Source organism: Klebsiella sp. RHBSTW-00215, from assembly GCF_014103785.1.
Lineage (GTDB): Bacteria > Pseudomonadota > Gammaproteobacteria > Enterobacterales > Enterobacteriaceae > Klebsiella.
Genome location: NZ_JABXQS010000001.1, coordinates 793,642 through 814,303 on the forward strand (window position 1 = coordinate 793,642; position 20,662 = coordinate 814,303).

Consider the following 20,662-nt stretch of genomic DNA (forward strand, 5'->3'; position numbering starts at 1 on the left):
GGATAACATTATGTCGCAAATAGATTTGCCAGCGGATTTTGACTTTCAACGGGCAGGCCGTGAGGTTCTGGAAATTGAACGTGAAGGTCTGGCCCAGCTTGATCAATATATCAATGAAGATTTCACCCGCGCCTGTGAGAGCATTTTTCACTGCAGCGGCAAAGTTGTCGTGATGGGGATGGGCAAATCTGGTCATATCGGGCGAAAAATGGCGGCTACCTTTGCCAGCACCGGAACTTCATCATTTTTTGTTCATCCGGGCGAAGCCGCACATGGCGATTTAGGTATGGTCACCCCACGTGATGTGGTTATCGCACTCTCAAATTCGGGTGAGTCAAACGAAATCCTCGCGCTTATCCCCGTTCTTAAACGTCAACAGGTTTCGCTTATTTGTATCACCAGCCGCCCGGAAAGCAGCATGGCGCGCGCGGCAGACATTCATCTGTGCGTGAAGGTGCCAAAAGAGGCTTGCCCATTAGGGTTGGCGCCAACTTCAAGCACCACTGCCGCGCTGGTGATGGGCGACGCGCTTGCCGTCGCGCTGCTGGAAGCACGCGGTTTTACCGCTGAAGATTTTGCCCTGTCACACCCTGGCGGCGCGCTGGGACGTAAGCTGCTGCTGCGGGTCAATGACATCATGCATACCGGAGATGAAATCCCGCACGTAGGCCTTCAGGCCACGCTGCGCGATGCGCTGCTGGAAATCACGCGCAAAAATTTAGGCATGACCGCTATCTGTGATGATGAAATGAATATCATCGGTATCTTCACCGATGGCGATCTGCGTCGGGTATTTGATACCGGCGTCGATATGCGCAATGCCAGTATTGCCGAGGTGATGACCCGAGGTGGCATCCGTATTCGCCCCGGAATCCTGGCCGTCGATGCGCTGAACCTGATGCAATCTCGTCATATCACCTGCGTGTTGGTTGCTGATGGCGACCGTCTGGTAGGTGTGGTACATATGCACGATCTCTTGCGCGCGGGCGTAGTGTAAGTAAGGAAAAAATAATGAATAATGCTGATGCCCTGATCGCGACCTGTTATGGGCCGGTAAGTCAGGGCTTTATTGATCGCGCAGCGAAGATCCGTTTACTGATCCTCGATGTCGATGGCGTCCTGTCCGATGGGCTTATCTTCATGGGCAACCACGGCGAAGAGCTAAAAGCGTTTAACGTACGTGATGGCTACGGGATCCGTTGCGCCCTGACTTCAGATATTGAAGTGGCGATAATTACCGGACGAAAAGCTAAACTGGTAGAAGACCGTTGCCAAACTCTTGGCATCACGCATTTGTACCAGGGGCAGTCTAATAAACTGCTGGCATTTCATGAATTACTGAACAAACTGGCCGTTCGCGCTGATGAAGTGGCCTATATCGGTGACGATCTGATCGATTGGCCGGTGATGGCTGAGGTTGGTTTAAGCGTAGCGGTGGCAGATGCGCACCCGTTGCTGATCCCGCGCGCAGATTACGTCACTCGCATTAATGGCGGTCGCGGGGCGGTACGGGAAGTTTGCGATTTGCTACTATTGGCGCAGGGCAAGTTGGATGAGGCCAAAGGGCAATCTATATGAGTAAAACCAGACGTTGGGTTATCATTTTACTGTCGCTGGTCGCGCTGATCCTGATCGGCCTGAATCTGGCGAGTACGGACGAGACCACCCAGCAAGCGGTCAATCCTGATGAGCCAACGTATACCAGTGAGCATACCGACACCGTCGTTTATAGTCCGGAAGGGGCGCTTAATTACCGGCTGATCGCTGAACACGTGGAGTATTTTTCCGAACAGCAACTGTCGTGGTTCGCAAAACCGGTAATGACCACCTTCGATACTAACAAAGTACCAACCTGGTCTATCAAAGCGGATAAAGCCAAGTTGACGAATGACCGCATGCTGTATCTTTACGGGCACGTTGAAGTGAATGCGCTGACGGCGGATTCTCAACTGCGCAAAATTACGACGGATAACGCCCAGATAAACCTGGTGACGCAGGATGTTACCTCCGATGACATGGTGACGTTGTACGGAACAACATTTAATTCCAGCGGCCTGAAAATGCGCGGGAACCTGCGCAGCAAAAATGCCGAGCTGATTGAAAAGGTTAGAACCTCATATGAAATTCAGAACAAACAAACTCAGCCTTAAGATTGCGCTCGCCAGCGCCTTACTGGCCGCCAGCCTGCCGGCACTGGCAAAGACCGGTGACACCGATCAGCCGATTCACATCGGCTCCGATCAGCAGTCTCTGGATATGCAGAGCAACGTGGTAACTTTTACCGGAAACGTTGTTGTCACTCAGGGAACGATTAAAATCAACGCTGATAAGGTTGTTGTCACTCGTTCAGATGGTGAAAAAGGCAAAGAGGTGATCGACGCCTATGGTAATCCAGCAACCTTTTACCAGATGCAGGATAACGGTAAACCTGTAAAAGGACACGCCGCAAAAATGCGCTACGAAGTGCAAAACGACTTCGTTACCCTCACTGGCAATGCCTATCTGGAGCAACTGGATAGCAATATCAAAGGTGACAAAATCACCTATCTGGTAAAAGAGCAAAAAATGCAGGCGTTCAGCAATAAAGGTGGGCGAGTGACCACTGTTCTGGTTCCTTCGCAGCTGCAGGACAAAGGCACCGACCAGTCAAAGAAGGGTAAGTAATTCGTTATGGCAACGTTAACTGCAAAGAATCTCGCCAAAGCTTACAAAGGCCGCCGCGTGGTGGAAGATGTCAGTCTGACCGTGAATTCAGGTGAGATTGTTGGCCTGCTCGGCCCGAACGGTGCGGGTAAAACCACTACCTTCTATATGGTCGTCGGTATCGTTCCGCGCGACGCTGGCAACATCATTATTGACGATGAAGATATCAGCCTGCTGCCACTACATGCTCGCGCACGTCGCGGTATAGGCTATCTGCCGCAGGAAGCCTCCATATTCCGTCGCCTGAGCGTGTACGATAACCTGATGGCGGTATTGCAGATCCGTGACGACTTAAGCAACGAGCAGCGTGAAGATCGCGCGAAAGAGTTGATGGAAGAGTTTCACATTGAGCACCTGCGCGATAACCTCGGCCAGGCGCTCTCCGGTGGTGAACGTCGCCGCGTCGAAATCGCCCGTGCGCTGGCCGCTAACCCGAAATTTATCCTGCTGGATGAACCTTTTGCTGGCGTCGACCCTATTTCCGTCATCGATATCAAACGTATCATTGAGCATCTGCGCGATAGCGGCCTGGGCGTCCTGATTACCGACCATAACGTTAGGGAAACGCTCGCCGTTTGTGAACGTGCCTATATCGTCAGCCAGGGTCATCTGATAGCTCACGGTACACCTCAACAAATCCTTGAAGACGAGCAGGTTAAGCGCGTGTATCTTGGGGAAGACTTCAGACTCTGATAGGGTAGAGGTTACAGACGTTTTAGCCGGAGATATTGGCCCTGAATATGAAGCAAGGTTTGCAATTAAGGCTAAGCCAACAGCTTGCCATGACGCCACAACTGCAGCAGGCGATTCGTTTACTGCAGTTGTCCACGTTAGAACTCCAGCAAGAACTCCAGCAGGCGCTGGATAGCAACCCGTTGCTGGAGCAAACCGATCTTCACGATGAGGTAGAAACCAAAGAGGCCGAGGATCGCGAATCTCTGGATACCGTCGATGCCCTTGAGCAAAAAGACATGCCTGAAGAACTGCCGCTTGATGCCAGCTGGGATGAGATTTATACAGCGGGAACGCCATCAGGTAACGGCGTCGATTATCAGGATGACGAACTGCCCGTCTACCAGGGTGAGACCACTCAAAGCCTGCAAGATTACCTGATGTGGCAGGTTGAACTTACGCCGTTCACTGATACCGATCGCGCCATCGCGACCTCGATCGTCGATGCCGTTGATGATACCGGCTACCTCACTATTTCTGTCGAAGACATCGTTGAGAGCATTGGCGATGATGAAATCGGACTTGAAGAAGTTGAAGCCGTCCTCAAGCGCATTCAGCGTTTCGACCCCGTCGGCGTAGCGGCAAAAGATCTGCGTGACTGCCTGCTGGTTCAACTTTCGCAGTTTGCCAGAGAAACACCCTGGATTGATGAAGCACGTCAGATCATCAGCGATCACCTTGATCTACTAGCGAATCATGATTTCCGCTCTCTCATGCGCGTAACCCGCCTCAAAGAAGAAGTATTAAAGGAAGCGGTAAGCCTGATCCAATCCCTGGATCCGCGCCCTGGTCAATCCATTCAAACCGGCGAACCAGAATATGTCATTCCTGACGTGCTGGTGCGTAAGGTGAATGATCACTGGGTCGTTGAACTCAATTCAGATAGCCTACCGCGCCTGAAGATCAATCAGCACTATGCTGCCATGGGTAACAGCACGCGCAATGATGCCGACGGCCAGTTTATCCGCAGCAATCTGCAAGAGGCTCGCTGGCTGATCAAAAGCCTGGAGAGCCGTAACGATACGCTCCTGCGCGTTAGCCGCTGCATTGTTGAGCAGCAGCAGGCCTTTTTCGAGAAAGGTGAAGAGCATATGAAGCCGATGGTACTGGCTGATATTGCCCAGGCCGTCGAAATGCATGAATCGACCATTTCACGCGTTACTACCCAAAAATACCTGCATAGTCCACGCGGTATTTTTGAGCTGAAGTATTTCTTCTCCAGCCATGTAAGCACAGAAGGCGGCGGCGAAGCATCGTCGACAGCCATTCGCGCGCTGGTGAAGAAATTAATCGCCGCGGAGAACCCCGCGAAGCCGTTGAGCGACAGTAAGCTCACCACCATGTTATCCGATCAGGGTATTATGGTGGCGCGCCGCACCGTCGCTAAGTATCGAGAGTCTTTATCCATTCCGCCGTCGAATCAGCGTAAACAACTGGTTTGACCCAACCGATAAGGAAGACACTATGCAGCTCAACATTACAGGACACAACGTAGAAATAACCCCTGCTCTGCGCGATTTTGTTAATACGAAATTTAGCAAGCTGGAGCAGTTTTTCGATAGGATCAATCAGGTCTACATTGTGTTAAAGGTAGAGAAGGTAACGCAAATTGCGGATGCCAACCTGCATGTCAACGGTGGTGAAATCCATGCCAGTGCGGAAGGGCAGGATATGTATGCCGCTATCGATGGTCTTATTGATAAGCTGGCAAGACAGCTAACAAAACATAAAGATAAACTGAAACAACGCTAATTGTCCGGGCATAACCTACGCCAACCGCCAGCAGGCGGTTGGTCAGGGCGAGCTCAGGTGAAATTATGATAAATAACGATTCGGCTCTACAACTGAGCAATGTCCTTAACCAGGAATGTACCCGTAGCCAGGTTCACTGCCAGAGCAAGAAACGTGCCCTGGAAATCATCAGCGAGCTGGCAGCAAAACAGCTAGGCTTGCCGCCTCAGGTGGTGTTCGAAGCGATCCTCACTCGTGAGAAAATGGGCAGCACCGGGATCGGTAACGGTATCGCGATCCCACACGGAAAACTCGAAGAGGATACGCTGCGGGCCGTTGGCGTTTTTGTCCAACTGGAAACCCCGATCGCTTTTGATGCGATCGATAATCAACCTGTCGATCTCCTGTTTGCGCTTCTCGTTCCCGCCGATCAGACCAAAACTCATCTGCATACGCTTTCACTGGTCGCAAAACGTCTGGCGGATAAAGCAACCTGTCGCCGACTACGCGCCGCCCAAAGCAACGAAGAGTTGTATGAAATTATCACCGAAGCAGGAAGCAACGATGGGGCATAACGGGAGTCGCACCTTACTCTTTATCGTACTGAGGAGAAACGGTACATGGTACTGATGATCGTCAGCGGCCGTTCAGGATCGGGGAAATCCGTCGCCCTGCGAGCGCTGGAAGATATGGGTTTCTACTGTGTGGACAACCTACCGGTGGTTTTGTTACCCGAACTGGCACGCTCGCTTGCAGATAGAAATATCTCAGCTGCCGTCAGCATTGACGTACGTAACATGCCTGAGTCACCGGAAATCTTTGAGCAGGCAATGAAAAATCTGCCCGCAGAATTTTCGCCTCAGTTGCTGTTTCTTGACGCCGATCGCAACACCTTAATTCGCCGCTACAGCGATACGCGCCGCTTACACCCGCTGTCGAGCAAAAATCTGTCGCTCGAAAGCGCTATTGATGAAGAGAGCGACCTGCTGGAACCACTGCGTTCTCGCGCCGATCTGATCGTCGATACTTCCGAGATGTCGGTGCATGAGCTGGCAGAAATGCTGCGTACCCGTTTGCTAGGCAAACGCGAACGTGAGCTGACGATGGTCTTCGAATCTTTCGGCTTCAAGCATGGTATCCCTATCGATGCCGACTACGTTTTCGATGTGCGCTTCCTGCCTAATCCGCACTGGGATCCAAAACTGCGCCCGATGACAGGTCTGGACAAACCTGTCGCCGCCTTCCTCGACCGACACACGGAAGTTCACAATTTTATCTACCAGACTCGTAGCTATCTTGAACTATGGTTACCCATGCTGGAAACCAATAATCGCAGCTATCTGACGGTGGCCATTGGTTGTACTGGCGGTAAACACCGTTCGGTCTACATCGCCGAACAGCTGGCTGACTACTTCCGCTCGCGCGGTAAGAACGTGCAGTCTCGTCATCGGACGCTGGAAAAACGTAAATCATGACCGTTAAGCAAACCGTTGAGATCACCAATAAGCTGGGCATGCATGCCCGCCCGGCAATGAAGTTGTTTGAGTTAATGCAGAACTATGATGCTGAAGTCCTGCTGCGCAATGATGAAGGCACTGAGGCAGAGGCCAATAGCGTAATTGCCCTGCTGATGCTTGACTCAGCCAAAGGACGTCAGATTGAGATTGAAGCGAATGGCCCGCAGGAAGTTGAAGCGCTGGCAGCGGTTATCGCGCTGTTCAACGCCGGTTTTGATGAAGACTAGCACGACCCCCGGTTGCGTCGCGTGATGCTTACCGGGGTTATAAATTTAGCCACTATAAACATCAATGTAGCTTATTTTTCTGCATAAACCCTTCCCCACCCAACTGACGCATCTGGCGTAAAATCCACGCTTGCCGACTACGGACGTATCCTGACGGTGCGTCTGCGCGAAAGCGAATCGGGTTAGGTAAGACCGCAGCTAACAGCGCCGCTTCAGAAGCGGTCAACTTACTGGCCGGTTTATGAAAATAGCGCTGTGATGCAGCTTCCACACCAAACGTTCCTTCACCAAACTCAGCAATATTCAAATAAACCGTGAGGATGCGTTTTTTGCTCCAGACGGTCTCGATACCAACGGTCAGCCCAGCCTCCAGCCCTTTTCTCAGCCAGCTGCGACCATCCCACAAGAACAGATTCTTTGCTGTCTGCTGTGATAGCGTTGAGGCACCGCGAATGCGGCTCTCGTTGCGCTCATTATGTGCCAACGCCTTCTCAATGGCGGAAACATCAAAACCCCAGTGCTCAGGGAATTTCTGATCTTCAGCAGCAATAACCGCAAGCCCCATCCAGGGAGATATCTCATCCATCCCCACCCAATCAGAATGGGCGGCGTAATGAAAATTTCCAGAGGCCCAGGCACTGACCTGCCGCTCCAGCATCACAGCCGAAAAAGGAACCGGCACGATGCTAAACAGCACAATGCCACCGCCCCATACCACCAAACATGCCAACAACAACCGCAGCAAAAGACATTTGATCATTCGCAGCGGGGAAAAACGAGACTTCATGCAGTCAGCACCAGCACGCGAGCGACCAGTTTTTCAATTCCGCTCGCCGCTTCAGCAATATTCTGCGCCAGCATATATGCCGGAGTCGTCACCACTTTGTGGTCTTCATCAACCACTATGTCATCGACCGGGCAAGGCACGTGTTCAGCGCCCATCTCCTCTAATGCATCTGCTGTATCCAGATCGGTGCCGATAGTCACGCGTAGCGGAAATGAGAAAATTTTAGGTAGCAACGCCGGAGCGATACAGATAAAACCCAACGGTTTACCCGCCCGATGCATGGCCAGAGCCAGTTCTTTCAGATCGCTATCCACCGTACATTCACTGCCCTGGGAAGCAAAGCTACTGAGGTTTTTCGCCGCGCCAAATCCGCCAGGCACAATCAGCGCATCCAGCTCATCCGCTCGGGCATCTGCCAGGGGGCGAATTTCCCCGCGCGCAATACGTGCGGCCTCAACGAGCACATTACGGCTTTCAGCCTGCGCTTCCCCGGTCAAATGATTGATTACATCAGTTTGTACTTTATCAGGTGCAAAACAGATGGCCTGGGCGCCGCTGCGAGCAATCGCCAGCAAGGTAATAACCGCTTCATGAATTTCGCTGCCGTCATAAACGCCGCAACCGCTTAGCACCACACCAATTTTCTTCATCACATCAGCCCCTTAGTACAAGTTTATGGAACCAGTCAAAAATTTTGATTTACTCGCTATGCTTCACATATTTTACCGATTCACGTAACAAATTATTTAAGCTTTGCTATCTTAATCAGCGAGCAAGCCAAATCCTCAGGTTGCGCCGTGTAAAAAAATCACTCAAATGATTCTGGCACAACAACCAGTTCCCTGGTGTTGGCGCAGTATTCGCGCACCCCGGTTTATCCGGGGTCATTTTTTATCAGCCGCCGCTACCCACGCTTTCAGTACCGCAACGTCGCTTTGCCACTCGGATTTCATCTCTTCAACCCATTCTGCAACGTTATCTGACCATGCCGGCAAATCTGGTGACTGAATCTGTTGTCCAAGCTGCTGAATGTGACGCAAACCAATTGAGCCAGCCGCCCCCTTAATTTTATGCCCTTCGTCGACAATGCCTTTCTGGTCACGCGCGGTTAGATTCGATTCCAGAACCGCCAGATAGCCCGGCATCATTCTCTCGAAAACCGCCAGACCGTCATTGATAAGCTTCGGTCCCACCAGTTCGATATACTGCTCAAGCATCGGAATATCCAGTACAGAAGCCGATTTATTGACATCTACAGATGGCATATCGTTCTCTTCCTCTTCCGGTGAATCCCAGAATTTTTTGATAATTGCGGTTAGCGCTGGGACCGATAACGGTTTACTCAGGACATCATCCATCCCGGCGTCCAGATACTCGTTTTTGTTCTTCAGTACATTAGCGGTGAGCGCCACCAGCGGCGGGAGTTCATCAGCAGAAAAGCGTTGTTTCAGCTGGCGAGAGATATCCAGCCCCGTCATATCCGGCAGCTGAATATCGAGCAGAACCAGGTCGTATTCGCCGGGCACAAACATCTCCAGCGCGGCCTTACCGGTCATTGCCACATCCACGCTATTGCCTAGTTTCTCCAGCACCGAGCGCGCGACGATCACATTCAGTTCAATATCTTCCACCAACAACACGTTCAGCGCCGGTAATGGCATTTCATCTTCTGCCAAAGTGTCTTCGACTTCTTCAGCAATAGCAGGTGCATGTACGGTGAGCGTAAAGGTCGCCCCTTTGCCCGGCAGGCTGGAAACGCAGATATCACCGCCCATGTTGCGCGCCAGACGACGCGATACCGCAAGGCCAATACCGGTGCCGGTCGCGGGTTTGCCTCCCTGGCTATCTTTAACCTGATAATACATGGCGAAGATTTTGTCCTGTTCCGCTTCAGGAATACCAATACCGGAGTCTTCTACTTCAAAATGCAGAATATCGCCTTCGTCATAACGCACGCGGACGTTCACATTCCCGCCCTGCGGAGTGAATTTCACCGCGTTACTAATGAGGTTCCACAGAATCTGGCGCAGCCGCGTACCATCGGTTATCACTTGATGCGGTAGCGGAAGGGCGGGATCCAGCACAAAGTGCAGACCTTTCTGCTGTGCCTGCAGGCCAGAGAGGTTTTCCAGGTCAGCGAGGAAGCCAGTGAAATCAACCGGCTGATTATCCAGCTGAATTTTACGCCGCTCCATTTTGTCCATCTCAATAATATCGTTGAAGATATTACCCAGCGTCACGGCTGAGACATGGATAGTTTTCAGATATTTTTCCTGCTCTCCGGTTAGATCGGTATCCAGCAGGATCCTGCTAAGCCCCACGATGCCATTAAGCGGCGTACGCAGCTCGTGGCTAATGGTAGAGATAAAGGTGGTCTTATCACGGCTGGCCCTCTCCAGCGCGTCCTGATAGCGCTTACGCTCGGTAATATCGCGACCGAAGCCCATCAAGCCACGTCGCTTACCTACGCGGTCATAATAAGGTACCTTGCGGATTTCAAAACAGGCCTTGCGCCCATCCGGATAATCCAGCCACTGCTCATAGGTCAGCGATACGTTATGACGGAAAACTTTCTCATCCGTTTCCAGCACTTTCTCCGCCACTTCTGCGCCATAAACATCCTGTGGCTTCAGATGAATTAGCTGCTTTTCACTTTTACCGGTCAGCAGTTCCATCGCCCGGTTGCAGCCAGAAAACTCTTTATCTTCATTACGATAGAAAACTAAATCCGGAGACGCATCAAGGAAGGAGCGCAGAAAGGAGGATTGCTGCTCAAGCTGAATTTGCGCCTCTTCACGTTCCTTCATCTCAATTTTCAGTTGCTCAAGCGTCGTTTCACGTTCTGCTTCAGCTTTTTCACGTTCGCCGATTTCCTGATTAAGCTGGGCGATGTTGTCCTTAAGCTGCACATTCAACTTGAGATCGCGCTCGCGCATCTCCTCCAGCTTCTCCACTAGCCGCGAGAGGCGCTGCCGGGACTCTTCCAGTTGCTCAACAACGACCGAGAGGAAATAGACCGCCCACGGGGTAATCAGCAGGCCAAAGAAGATGGAGCGGATAACATCAATACTTTCTACCTGGCCGTGCAGCACCATGGTCACGGCCATTTGCACCACAATCGCCAGTACCACCAGCGCAAGGGCCAGCAGCATGGAAAAGCGCACCAGACCCAACTTCATCATCAGGTCAACATAATACTGCGCCAGCATACGGATTTGCTTCATAGGAGATTCCTTCGCGACAACTTCGCACAATAATACTCAATTCTGAGCAAGACGCTGTAAGTTGTGCAAAAAATGCGGGAAGGATTGTGTTACGCGGCTGACCCTGGATTACAGTCAGCCGGAATATAGATAGGAAACTGGACTGGTCGTTAGCGCTTACTAAGTGCTTCCCATAGCCCTTTGAGGTAGGTTACTCCCAGCGCGCGATCGTACAACCCATAGCCTGGACGCCCTGTTTCTCCCCAAATAAAGCGCCCATGATCCGGACGGATATAGCCGCTAAAACCATTGTCATAGAGCGCCTGCATCACTTTGTACATATCTAAAGAGCCAAATTCTGATGGGTGAGCGCACTCATAAAAGTCTTTGTCTTTGATGAGGTTTATATTACGCACATGGGCAAAATGGATTCGCTTACGGCGAGTAAACTCGGCCAGAATCGAGTAGACATCATTAGCCGGGTCTTCCGCGATAGAGCCGGTACAAAGCGTGATGCCATTCGCCTCTGAATCCACCGCCCGACAAATCCAGTCCAGATCGTCACGATTTTTCACCACTCGCGGTAGACCAAAAATTGAGTACGGCGGATCGTCCGGATGAATAGCCATTTTCACCCCCACCTCTTCACAAACGGGGATCACTGCATTCAGGAAATAGACCAGGTTTTCGCGCAGTACTGTGTCATCAACATCTTTATATTGAGCAAACAGGTCCTGAACTTTTGCCAGCCGCTCTGGTTCCCAGCCCAGCAGCGCAAAACCATTCGAATTTTCCAGAACCTCTTTCACCACCTCTTCAAGACTCTTATCAATGTCTTTCTTCTCAAAAGCCATCGTCAGGGAGCCATCCGGCAGAACATAGTTCATGTCCGTCTTCATCCAGTCAAAAACCGGCATGAAGTTGTAGCAAATGACCTTAACGCCAAACTGAGCAAGATTGCGGATAGTTTGCTGATAATTGGCGATATAACGATCGCGGGAAGGTAAACCGATCTTAATATCGTCATGAATGTTGACGCTTTCAATGACTTCCATTGTAAGCCCAGCGGCATGGGCTTGCTTCACCAGATCCTCAATTTTATCAACTGGCCAGACCTCACCAACAGCGACATCATAAAGTGCGCCTACAACACCTTCTACACCCGGAACCTGGCGAATATATTCCAGAGAGACCTTATCTTCATCTGGACCAAACCAACGCATTGTCATCTGCATACGAAACCACCTGAGTCAATGTTATCAATAAGCAATAGCCTACTACCATACCAGTTTTCATAACCAGAGATATATTGACGATAGTGACAAAGATCACATTACTTTTTGCAGGCTGTCGTGAAAGAGACTCGTGACGTTTTTCATTATTTCGTGGTTACCGGAGATACCCAGCCAGGACCGATGGCTGAGCCCTGGACACCGTGCTGATTAAGGTACTTATCCAGCTCAACCATCCCGGTCCAGCGGTTCTCACACCACAGCGGTGCCAGCAGCGTCGGACGACGGGCACTGGCAGAAATACGGTGATAAATAATCTCAGGTGGGGTATGGCGAATCATCTCTCCTGCAGTGACCGTATAGTCGTCCAGTTCAATACCGTTCAACCTTCCGGCTTCCCACGCTTTTGCCATGATGCTGCCCTTCACAATATGAAGTGGATGCAACTTAATGCCATCAACGCCGGTTTCAACCACCCGATCCAGGGTTTGCAGGCAATGATGCCGCCCCTCTCCCGGTAGCCCGACAATCAGATGTGAACATACTTTCAGGCCACGTTCACGCGCCAGTCGGGTCGTGTACTGATAGCAGGCAAAATCGTGACCGCGATTTATCCGATGCAGCGTTTTATCATGTGCGGTTTGCAGCCCAAGCTCCAGCCATACTTCATAACCCAACTCCCGATATTCGCTAAGTAAATCCAATACTGCTTCAGGCACACAGTCCGGGCGAGTGCCGACGCACAGCCCAACCATATTGGCCTGGCTCACCGCTTGCTGATACATGGAACGCAGTACCTGAACTTCAGCAAAAGTGCTGGTGTAGGCCTGAAAATAAGCCAGATAGCGCTGAGCGCGATTAACCCGCTGCGCCTGATATGCCAGCTGTTCGGCAATCGAAATATACTGCTGTTGTTCATCAGCGAAAGAAGCCACATTACAAAATGTGCAGCCGCCACGACCAATAGTGCCATCGCGATTTGGACAGCTAAATCCACCATGCAGCGTCAGTTTATGAACCTTTTCGCCATAACGACGCGCAAGATCCCCACCAAACATATTGACTAATTTTTGTAACTGCATAATCTGATAGACCGGCCTTAAGAAAAGGGCCAAGCCTGCCATTTTTAGCTACCGACGGCGATGACCTGGATCAATCGTCAACGCGGCCGCTTACCTCATTGCATAAACACTCAAGATAACCGCAATTTAATTCACATTCATAGTGATGAGTTTTCCTTATACATAGACTCTGGTTTTGCCATTATCTTTGTCAGGACATAAAACAGTATTACTTTCCGCAATTCACATAAAAAGCAGTCAAATAGTCTGAGATAAAAAAACTATTCAGCACAGACCGATAATCTTGTGCCATCGATATAGTGAGACAGATCACACTCAATTATGCCGTCGGTTACGTTTCAGCAGCATTCGAAATGTCATTATTCTCTTAAAAATCATAAAATTAAGTGTTGCATAGCACATTTTTGTATAAATAAGATTGCCATTTGACGTATGTGCGGATTCCCGATAAGTTGGGAATCCGCTGGAAGCTTTCTGGATGAGCGCTCTGCTCATCATATTTATGCAGTAATTGAGATTCCCTCTTAACAGCAAGTCCTCAAACTTGTGTACCGATGCGAAAAGGATTTAAAGAGGGCGAATGCGAGGTGCAAACCCCGTCGCCATGCTCTTTCTGTGCCCGTGCGCAACGGTTCGGAGGGTGTCCCGTAGAGCCTGGGGAGGTTCACTGATATGTTGTACGATAAATCCCTTGAGAGGGATAACTGTGGTTTCGGCCTGATCGCCCACATAGAAGGCGAACCTAGCCACAAGGTAGTGCGAACCGCTATACACGCACTGGCCCGAATGCAGCACCGCGGCGCGATCCTCGCCGATGGAAAAACCGGCGACGGTTGTGGCTTGCTGCTACAAAAACCCGATCGTTTCTTCCGAATCGTTGCGGAAGAGCGCGGCTGGCGTTTAGCCAAAAATTACGCCGTTGGGATGTTATTCCTTAATAAAGATCCTGAACTGGCCAAAGCGGCACGCCGCATCGTCGAAGAAGAACTTCAACGCGAAACCTTGTCTATTGTCGGCTGGCGCGAAGTGCCAACCAACGAAGGCGTTCTCGGTGAAATCGCACTCTCCTCGCTGCCCCGTATTGAACAAATCTTTGTTAACGCCCCGGCTGGCTGGCGTCCGCGTGATATGGAGCGCCGTTTATTCATCGCCCGTCGCCGTATCGAAAAGCGCTTGCAAGAAGATAAAGATTTCTACGTTTGCAGCCTGTCTAATCTGGTGAACATTTATAAAGGTCTGTGTATGCCGGCGGATTTGCCGCGCTTCTACCTGGACCTCGCGGACCTGCGTCTGGAATCAGCCATCTGCCTGTTCCACCAGCGCTTTTCCACCAACACCGTGCCGCGCTGGCCGCTGGCGCAGCCGTTCCGCTATCTGGCGCACAACGGCGAAATTAACACCATCACCGGTAACCGCCAGTGGGCCCGCGCCCGTACCTATAAGTTCCAGACGCCGTTGATCCCGGATCTCCACGATGCTGCGCCATTCGTCAATGAAACCGGCTCTGACTCCAGTTCGATGGATAATATGCTGGAACTGCTGCTGGCGGGCGGGATGGACATTATCCGTGCCATGCGCCTGCTGGTGCCGCCAGCCTGGCAGAACAACCCGGATATGGATCCCGACCTGCGTTCATTCTTCGACTTTAACTCCATGCACATGGAGCCGTGGGATGGCCCGGCAGGTATCGTGATGTCCGACGGTCGCTATGCGGCCTGTAACCTCGACCGTAACGGCCTGCGCCCGGCGCGCTACGTTATCACCAAAGATAAGCTGCTCACCTGCGCCTCTGAAGTCGGCATCTGGGATTACCAGCCGGATGAAGTGGTCGAAAAAGGCCGCGTTGGCCCAGGCGAGTTGATGGTTATCGATACCCGCGAGGGGCGTATTCTGCATTCAGCGGAAACCGATAACGATCTAAAAAGCCGTCATCCATATAAAGAGTGGATGGAGAAAAACGTCCGCCGTCTGGTCCCGTTTGAAGACCTGCCTGATGAAGATGTTGGCAGCCGTCAGTTTGATGACGACACGCTCGCCAGCTATCAGAAACAGTTTAACTACAGCGCTGAAGAGCTGGATTCCGTCCTGCGCGTGCTGGGCGAAAACGGCCAGGAAGCGGTCGGCTCAATGGGCGACGATACCCCATTCGCCGTGCTCTCCAGCCAACCGCGTATCATTTACGATTACTTCCGCCAGCAGTTCGCGCAGGTGACTAACCCGCCGATCGATCCGCTGCGTGAAGCCCACGTCATGTCGCTGGCCACCAGCATCGGCCGTGAAATGAACGTCTTCTGCGAAGCGGAAGGCCAGGCGCACCGTCTGAGCTTTAAGTCGCCAATTCTGCTGTACTCCGATTTTAAACAGCTGACCACCATGGAAGAGGAGCACTATCGCGCCGACGTCCTGGATATCACGTTTGATGCCACCGAAACCACGCTGGCTGAGACGGTGAAGGCGCTGTGCGATACAGCCGAACAAATGGTGCGTAACGGAACCGTCCTGTTGGTGCTCTCTGACCGCAACATCGCTAAAAACCGTCTGCCGGTACCCGCTCCGATGGCGGTAGGCGCGATCCAGACCCGTCTGGTCGATAAGAGCCTGCGCTGCGATGCCAACATTATTGTCGAAACCGCCAGCGCCCGCGACCCGCACCACTTTGCGGTTCTACTGGGCTTCGGCGCGACGGCCATCTATCCGTACCTCGCCTATGAAACTCTGGCGAAGCTGGTAGATAACAAAGCCATCGACAAAGAGTACCGCGCGGTGATGTTGAACTACCGTAACGGCATCAATAAAGGTCTGTATAAGATCATGTCGAAGATGGGGATTTCAACAATCGCGTCCTATCGCTGCTCGAAACTGTTCGAAGCAGTGGGCCTGCATCGCGAAGTGTCTGACCTGTGCTTCCTGGGCGTTGTCAGCCGTATCGGCGGCGCCGGTTTCGACGACTTCCAGCAGGATCTACTGAACCTGTCAAAACGTGCCTGGCTGGCGCGTAAGCCACTGGATCAAGGCGGTCTGCTGAAATACGTCCACGGCGGCGAATATCACGCCTACAACCCGGATGTGGTGCGTACCCTGCAACAAGCGGTACAAAGCGGCGAATACAGCGATTACCAGCAGTACGCAAAACTGGTTAACGAACGCCCTGCGGCAACGCTGCGCGATCTGCTGGCCATTACCCCGGACGGCACTACCGTCAGCCTGGACGACGTCGAACCGGCAAACGAACTGTTTAAACGCTTCGATACGGCAGCAATGTCCATCGGCGCGCTGAGCCCTGAAGCGCACGAAGCGCTGGCGGAAGCGATGAACAGCATCGGCGGCAACTCGAACTCCGGCGAAGGCGGCGAAGACCCGGCGCGCTACGGCACCAATAAGGTGTCGCGCATTAAGCAGGTCGCCTCTGGTCGCTTCGGCGTGACTCCGGCCTACCTGGTCAATGCCGACGTTATCCAGATTAAAGTCGCCCAGGGTGCGAAGCCCGGCGAAGGCGGTCAGCTACCGGGTGATAAAGTCACCCCGTATATCGCCAAACTGCGCTATTCAGTACCGGGCGTGACGCTGATCTCCCCGCCGCCGCACCACGATATCTACTCTATCGAGGATCTGGCGCAGCTGATTTTCGACCTGAAACAGGTCAACCCAAAAGCGATGATCTCCGTGAAGCTGGTTTCCGAACCGGGCGTCGGCACCATCGCCACCGGCGTAGCGAAAGCCTATGCAGACCTGATTACCATCGCAGGTTACGACGGCGGCACCGGCGCAAGCCCGCTCTCGTCGGTGAAGTATGCAGGCTGTCCGTGGGAACTGGGCCTGGTGGAAACCCAGCAAGCGCTGGTGGCTAACGGTCTGCGTCACAAGATCCGTCTGCAGGTGGATGGTGGTTTAAAAACCGGCGTCGACATCATTAAAGCCGCGATTCTGGGCGCGGAGAGCTTCGGCTTCGGTACCGGTCCGATGGTGGCGCTGGGCTGTAAATATCTGCGTATTTGCCACCTGAATAACTGCGCAACCGGCGTAGCAACTCAGGATGAAAAACTGCGTAAGAACCACTACCACGGCCTGCCGTTCAAAGTGACCAACTACTTTGAATTTATCGCCCGCGAAACCCGCGAGCTGATGGCTTCGCTGGGTGTAAAACGTCTGGTGGATCTGATTGGCCGTACCGACCTGCTGAAAGAGCTGGATGGTTTTACTGCCAAGCAGCAGAAACTGGATCTGGGCAAGCTGCTGGAGACCGCAGAGCCGCATCCAGGCAAAGCGCTGTACTGCACTGAGAACAACCCGCCGTTTGACAATGGCGTGCTCAATGCGCAGCTGCTCCAGCAGGCAAAACCGTTCGTTGACAGCAAGCAGAGTAAAACGTTCTGGTTCGATATCCGCAACACCGACCGCTCCGTTGGGGCATCGCTGTCCGGTTATATCGCCCAGACCCACGGCGACCAGGGTCTGGCAGCCGATCCTATTACCGCTCACTTCAGCGGTACTGCGGGCCAAAGCTTCGGCGTATGGAACGCAGGTGGCGTTGAGCTGCATCTGACAGGCGATGCCAACGACTATGTCGGTAAAGGTATGGCTGGCGGCCTGCTGGCGATTCGTCCTCCGGTCGGCTCAGCCTTCCGTAGCCACGAAGCCAGCATCATCGGTAACACCTGCCTGTATGGCGCGACCGGTGGTCGTCTGTATGCTGCGGGCCGTGCGGGCGAACGCTTCGCAGTGCGTAACTCTGGCGCGATCACCGTGGTTGAAGGTATCGGCGACAACGGCTGTGAATATATGACCGGTGGGATTGTTTGCGTGCTGGGTAAAACCGGCGTCAACTTCGGCGCGGGGATGACCGGTGGTTTCGGTTACGTTCTGGATGAAGACGGCGACTTCCGCAAACGCGTGAACCCGGAGCTGGTGGAAGTGCTGGATGTTGACTCTCTGGCTATCCATGAAGAGCATCTGCGCGGTTTGATTACCGAGCACGTGCATCTTACCGGTTCGCAGCGCGGCGAAGAAATTCTGGCCAACTGGCCAGCCTTCTCAGCGAAGTTTGCGCTGGTTAAACCGAAGTCCAGCGATGTTAAAGCACTGTTGGGTCACCGTAGTCGTTCCGCAGCTGAGCTGCGGGTGCAGGCGCAGTAAGGGGTTAAGATGAGTCAGAACGTGTATCAATTTATCGACCTCCAGCGCGTTGATCCGCCAAAGAAACCGCTGAAGATCCGCAAGATAGAGTTTATCGAGATCTACGAGCCGTTTTCCGAAGGCCAGGCCAAAGCACAAGCAGACCGCTGCCTGTCCTGCGGCAACCCGTACTGCGAGTGGAAGTGCCCGGTGCACAACTACATCCCGAACTGGTTGAAGCTGGCTAACGAAGGGCGTATTTTTGAAGCGGCAGAACTGTCGCATCAAACCAATACCCTGCCGGAAGTCTGCGGGCGCGTTTGCCCGCAGGATCGTCTGTGCGAAGGTTCCTGTACCCTGAACGACGAGTTCGGTGCGGTGACCATCGGCAATATCGAGCGCTATATCAACGATAAAGCATTCGAAATGGGCTGGCGTCCTGACCTGACCGGCGTCAAGCAGACGGGTAAAACTGTCGCCATTATCGGCGCAGGTCCGGCGGGCCTTGCCTGCGCAGACGTGTTAACTCGTAACGGCGTCAAGGCGGTGGTCTTTGACCGCCACCCGGAAATCGGCGGTCTGCTGACCTTCGGGATTCCGGCCTTCAAGCTGGAAAAAGAGGTCATGACCCGCCGCCGTGAAATCTTCACCGGCATGGGCATTGAGTTCAAACTCAACGTTGAAGTGGGCCGCGATATTCAGCTGGATGATCTACTGAAAGATTACGATGCGGTATTCCTCGGTGTCGGCACCTATCAGTCGATGCGCGGTGGGCTGGAAAATGAAGACGCCTCCGGTGTATTCGACGCGCTGCCGTTCCTGATCGCCAACACTAAGCAGATCATGGGCTTCGGCGAAACGGCTGATGAACCGTATGTCAGCATGGAAGGCAAGCGAGTTGTCGTTCTTGGCGGTGGTGATACCGCGATGGACTGCGTGCGTACTTCCATCCGTCAGAACGCGTCCCATGTCATTTGTGCTTATCGCCGTGATGAAGAGAACATGCCGGGCTCCAGGCGCGAAGTTAAAAACGCGCGTGAAGAAGGCGTGGAATTCCAGTTCAACGTCCAGCCGCTGGGCGTGGAAGTGAATGCTAACGGTAAGGTTTGCGGCGTGAAAATGGCGCGTACCGAAATGGGTCAGCCGGATGCGAAAGGCCGCCGTCGCGCGGAAATCGTCGCCGGTTCCGAGCATGTGGTACCTGCCGATGCCGTAGTCATGGCGTTTGGTTTCCGTCCGCACAGCATGGAGTGGCTGGCAAAACACAGCGTTGAGCTGGATTCTCAGGGCCGTGTTATTGCGCCAGAAGGCAGCGACAACGCCTTCCAGACCAGCAACCCGAAAATCTTCGCCGGCGGTGATATCGTTCGCGGTTCCGACCTGGTCGTGACGGCGATTGCCGAAGGCCGTAAGGCGGCTGACGGGATTATGAATTACCTGGAAGTGTAAAACGTTCTGGCTCCCCAGATACAGCTTCGCGCTGATAAATGGGGAGCCAACATTGCTCACCTCAATTCCGCATATTTTATTCTCTGAAAGCCGCTCGCAAATCCTGTTGTAACTGAATGCAAGTAGCCGAATCAGTATTGACCGTATAAGCCCCTGAGCGTATTGATAGCGACATATTTTCAGCTTGCAACTATCACGACATGGATGAATCCATGACGCTAACCTCAACGCCAAACGCTGATGGTTATCAGCAAATCCATGACGAAATTATTAATCTGTTAGACACTGCCCGCACGGAGGCAGTCCGCAGCATCAATGCGCTGATGACAGCGACCTACTGGGAGATTGGCCGACGTATTGTCGAATTTGAACAAGGCAGTGAAGCGCGGGCGGCTTACGGCACTCAGCTTATTGAACGGCTGTCCATAGACTTAAGCCAGCGTTATAAACGTGGGTTTTCTACGGGAAACCTGCGCCAAATGCGAGTATTTTACCTTTACTTTCAACATATTGAAATTCAGCAGACAGTGTCTGGTGAATTCATCACGCGTAAGAATCTTGCGGATATTTTCCCACTTCCCTGGTCTGCTTACGTCCGTCTACTGACCGTTAAAAACGCCGAAGCCCGCACTTTTTATGAAAAAGAAACGTTACGTAATAGCTGGTCAGTGCGGCAGCTCACAAACGATACTGGAAGCCCAAAAACGCTGATTCGCAGGGCGATTGACGCAGTGGCGACATCATGCTGAATTTCGATTTGCTGGAGCAGCCTGGCTGCCGTATTTTGCGGAGTTATATTAACAACTTCCGAAAAGTCGCGCCTCTCGGTTTCTTTATTACCGACCATTCCCCTCTACCTATATACTCGCTGTTAATACGTCATGGAT

17 protein-coding genes and 1 pseudogene are annotated in these 20,662 nt (G+C 52.5%); 13 read left to right on the plus strand and 5 right to left on the minus strand.

From position 1 onward, the window contains the following. Positions 1-10 precede the first annotated feature (10 nt). The 10 genes from kdsD to npr all read left to right on the plus strand — a co-directional run bounded on the left by kdsD (position 11) and on the right by npr (position 6,910). Positions 11-997, plus strand: coding sequence for an arabinose-5-phosphate isomerase KdsD (gene kdsD / locus HV127_RS03870; RefSeq protein ID WP_182235059.1), 987 nt, complete (start codon positions 11-13; stop codon positions 995-997). A gap of 14 nt (positions 998-1,011) precedes the next feature. Next, positions 1,012-1,578 carry a 3-deoxy-manno-octulosonate-8-phosphatase KdsC gene (kdsC, locus tag HV127_RS03875; RefSeq protein ID WP_110272848.1) on the plus strand — a complete coding sequence of 189 codons (567 nt, stop codon included), beginning with the start codon at positions 1,012-1,014 and terminating at the stop codon, positions 1,576-1,578. Continuing rightward, complete coding sequence (gene lptC, locus HV127_RS03880) at positions 1,575-2,150, plus strand: LPS export ABC transporter periplasmic protein LptC (protein WP_182235060.1); 576 nt, start codon at positions 1,575-1,577, stop codon at positions 2,148-2,150. The genes kdsC and lptC overlap by 4 nt, the downstream gene beginning before the upstream one ends. Next, positions 2,119-2,664 (plus strand): lipopolysaccharide ABC transporter substrate-binding protein LptA, encoded by a 546-nt coding sequence (gene lptA / locus HV127_RS03885; RefSeq protein ID WP_182235061.1) that lies wholly within the window; start codon positions 2,119-2,121, stop codon positions 2,662-2,664. The genes lptC and lptA overlap by 32 nt, the downstream gene beginning before the upstream one ends. Before the next feature lie 6 nt (positions 2,665-2,670). Then, the gene (gene lptB, locus HV127_RS03890; protein WP_110272845.1) at positions 2,671-3,396 is read left to right on the plus strand and encodes an LPS export ABC transporter ATP-binding protein; all 726 of its coding nucleotides are present in this window, start codon (positions 2,671-2,673) and stop codon (positions 3,394-3,396) included. Positions 3,397-3,443: 47 nt separating this feature from the next. Then, positions 3,444-4,877: an RNA polymerase factor sigma-54 gene (rpoN, locus tag HV127_RS03895; RefSeq protein WP_112213552.1), complete on the plus strand. Its 1,434-nt coding sequence runs from the start codon at positions 3,444-3,446 to the stop codon at positions 4,875-4,877. Positions 4,878-4,899: 22 nt separating this feature from the next. Then, positions 4,900-5,187 carry a ribosome hibernation promoting factor gene (gene hpf, locus HV127_RS03900; protein ID WP_112213551.1) on the plus strand — a complete coding sequence of 96 codons (288 nt, stop codon included), beginning with the start codon at positions 4,900-4,902 and terminating at the stop codon, positions 5,185-5,187. 65 nt (positions 5,188-5,252) lie between these two features. Then, on the plus strand, positions 5,253-5,741 hold the full coding sequence (ptsN, locus tag HV127_RS03905; protein ID WP_182235062.1) for a PTS IIA-like nitrogen regulatory protein PtsN: 489 nt from the start codon (positions 5,253-5,255) through the stop codon (positions 5,739-5,741). 45 nt (positions 5,742-5,786) lie between these two features. Continuing rightward, the gene (gene rapZ / locus HV127_RS03910; RefSeq protein ID WP_004106169.1) at positions 5,787-6,641 is read left to right on the plus strand and encodes an RNase adapter RapZ; all 855 of its coding nucleotides are present in this window, start codon (positions 5,787-5,789) and stop codon (positions 6,639-6,641) included. Then, positions 6,638-6,910, plus strand: coding sequence for a PTS phosphocarrier protein NPr (gene npr / locus HV127_RS03915; RefSeq protein WP_004106170.1), 273 nt, complete (start codon positions 6,638-6,640; stop codon positions 6,908-6,910). Before rapZ ends, npr begins: the two co-directional genes overlap by 4 nt. 61 nt (positions 6,911-6,971) lie before the next feature. Here the strand turns inward: npr and mtgA are convergent, their stop codons facing one another. From mtgA to HV127_RS03940, 5 genes are all read right to left on the minus strand, one after another. Continuing rightward, positions 6,972-7,697 carry a monofunctional biosynthetic peptidoglycan transglycosylase gene (mtgA, locus tag HV127_RS03920; RefSeq protein WP_182235063.1) on the minus strand — a complete coding sequence of 242 codons (726 nt, stop codon included), beginning with the start codon at positions 7,695-7,697 and terminating at the stop codon, positions 6,972-6,974. Further along, positions 7,694-8,347: an isoprenoid biosynthesis glyoxalase ElbB gene (gene elbB, locus HV127_RS03925; RefSeq protein ID WP_182235064.1), complete on the minus strand. Its 654-nt coding sequence runs from the start codon at positions 8,345-8,347 to the stop codon at positions 7,694-7,696. Before elbB ends, mtgA begins: the two co-directional genes overlap by 4 nt. 234 nt (positions 8,348-8,581) lie before the next feature. Then, on the minus strand, positions 8,582-10,921 hold the full coding sequence (gene arcB / locus HV127_RS03930; protein ID WP_182235065.1) for an aerobic respiration two-component sensor histidine kinase ArcB: 2,340 nt from the start codon (positions 10,919-10,921) through the stop codon (positions 8,582-8,584). Between the two features lie 149 nt (positions 10,922-11,070). After that, a complete protein-coding gene (gene uxuA, locus HV127_RS03935) occupies positions 11,071-12,135 on the minus strand; it encodes a mannonate dehydratase (RefSeq protein WP_182235066.1) in 1,065 nt (354 codons plus the stop codon). 143 nt (positions 12,136-12,278) lie between these two features. Further along, positions 12,279-13,214, minus strand: a complete 936-nt coding sequence (locus HV127_RS03940) for a TIGR01212 family radical SAM protein (RefSeq protein WP_182235067.1) — start codon at positions 13,212-13,214, stop codon at positions 12,279-12,281. 672 nt (positions 13,215-13,886) lie between these two features. Between HV127_RS03940 and gltB the strand changes: the two genes are divergently transcribed. The 3 genes and pseudogenes from gltB to HV127_RS03955 form a co-directional block, all read left to right on the plus strand. Then, positions 13,887-18,347 carry a glutamate synthase large subunit gene (gltB, locus tag HV127_RS03945; RefSeq protein WP_182235068.1) on the plus strand — a complete coding sequence of 1,487 codons (4,461 nt, stop codon included), beginning with the start codon at positions 13,887-13,889 and terminating at the stop codon, positions 18,345-18,347. Between the two features lie 9 nt (positions 18,348-18,356). After that, entirely contained in the window at positions 18,357-19,775 is a 1,419-nt protein-coding gene (gene gltD, locus HV127_RS03950) for a glutamate synthase subunit GltD (protein WP_182235069.1), read from the plus strand. A 212-nt stretch (positions 19,776-19,987) separates the two neighbouring features. Continuing rightward, a pseudogene (locus tag HV127_RS03955) lies at positions 19,988-20,455 on the plus strand (DUF1016 N-terminal domain-containing protein); the annotation flags it as partial. Positions 20,456-20,662: the final 207 nt, after the last annotated feature.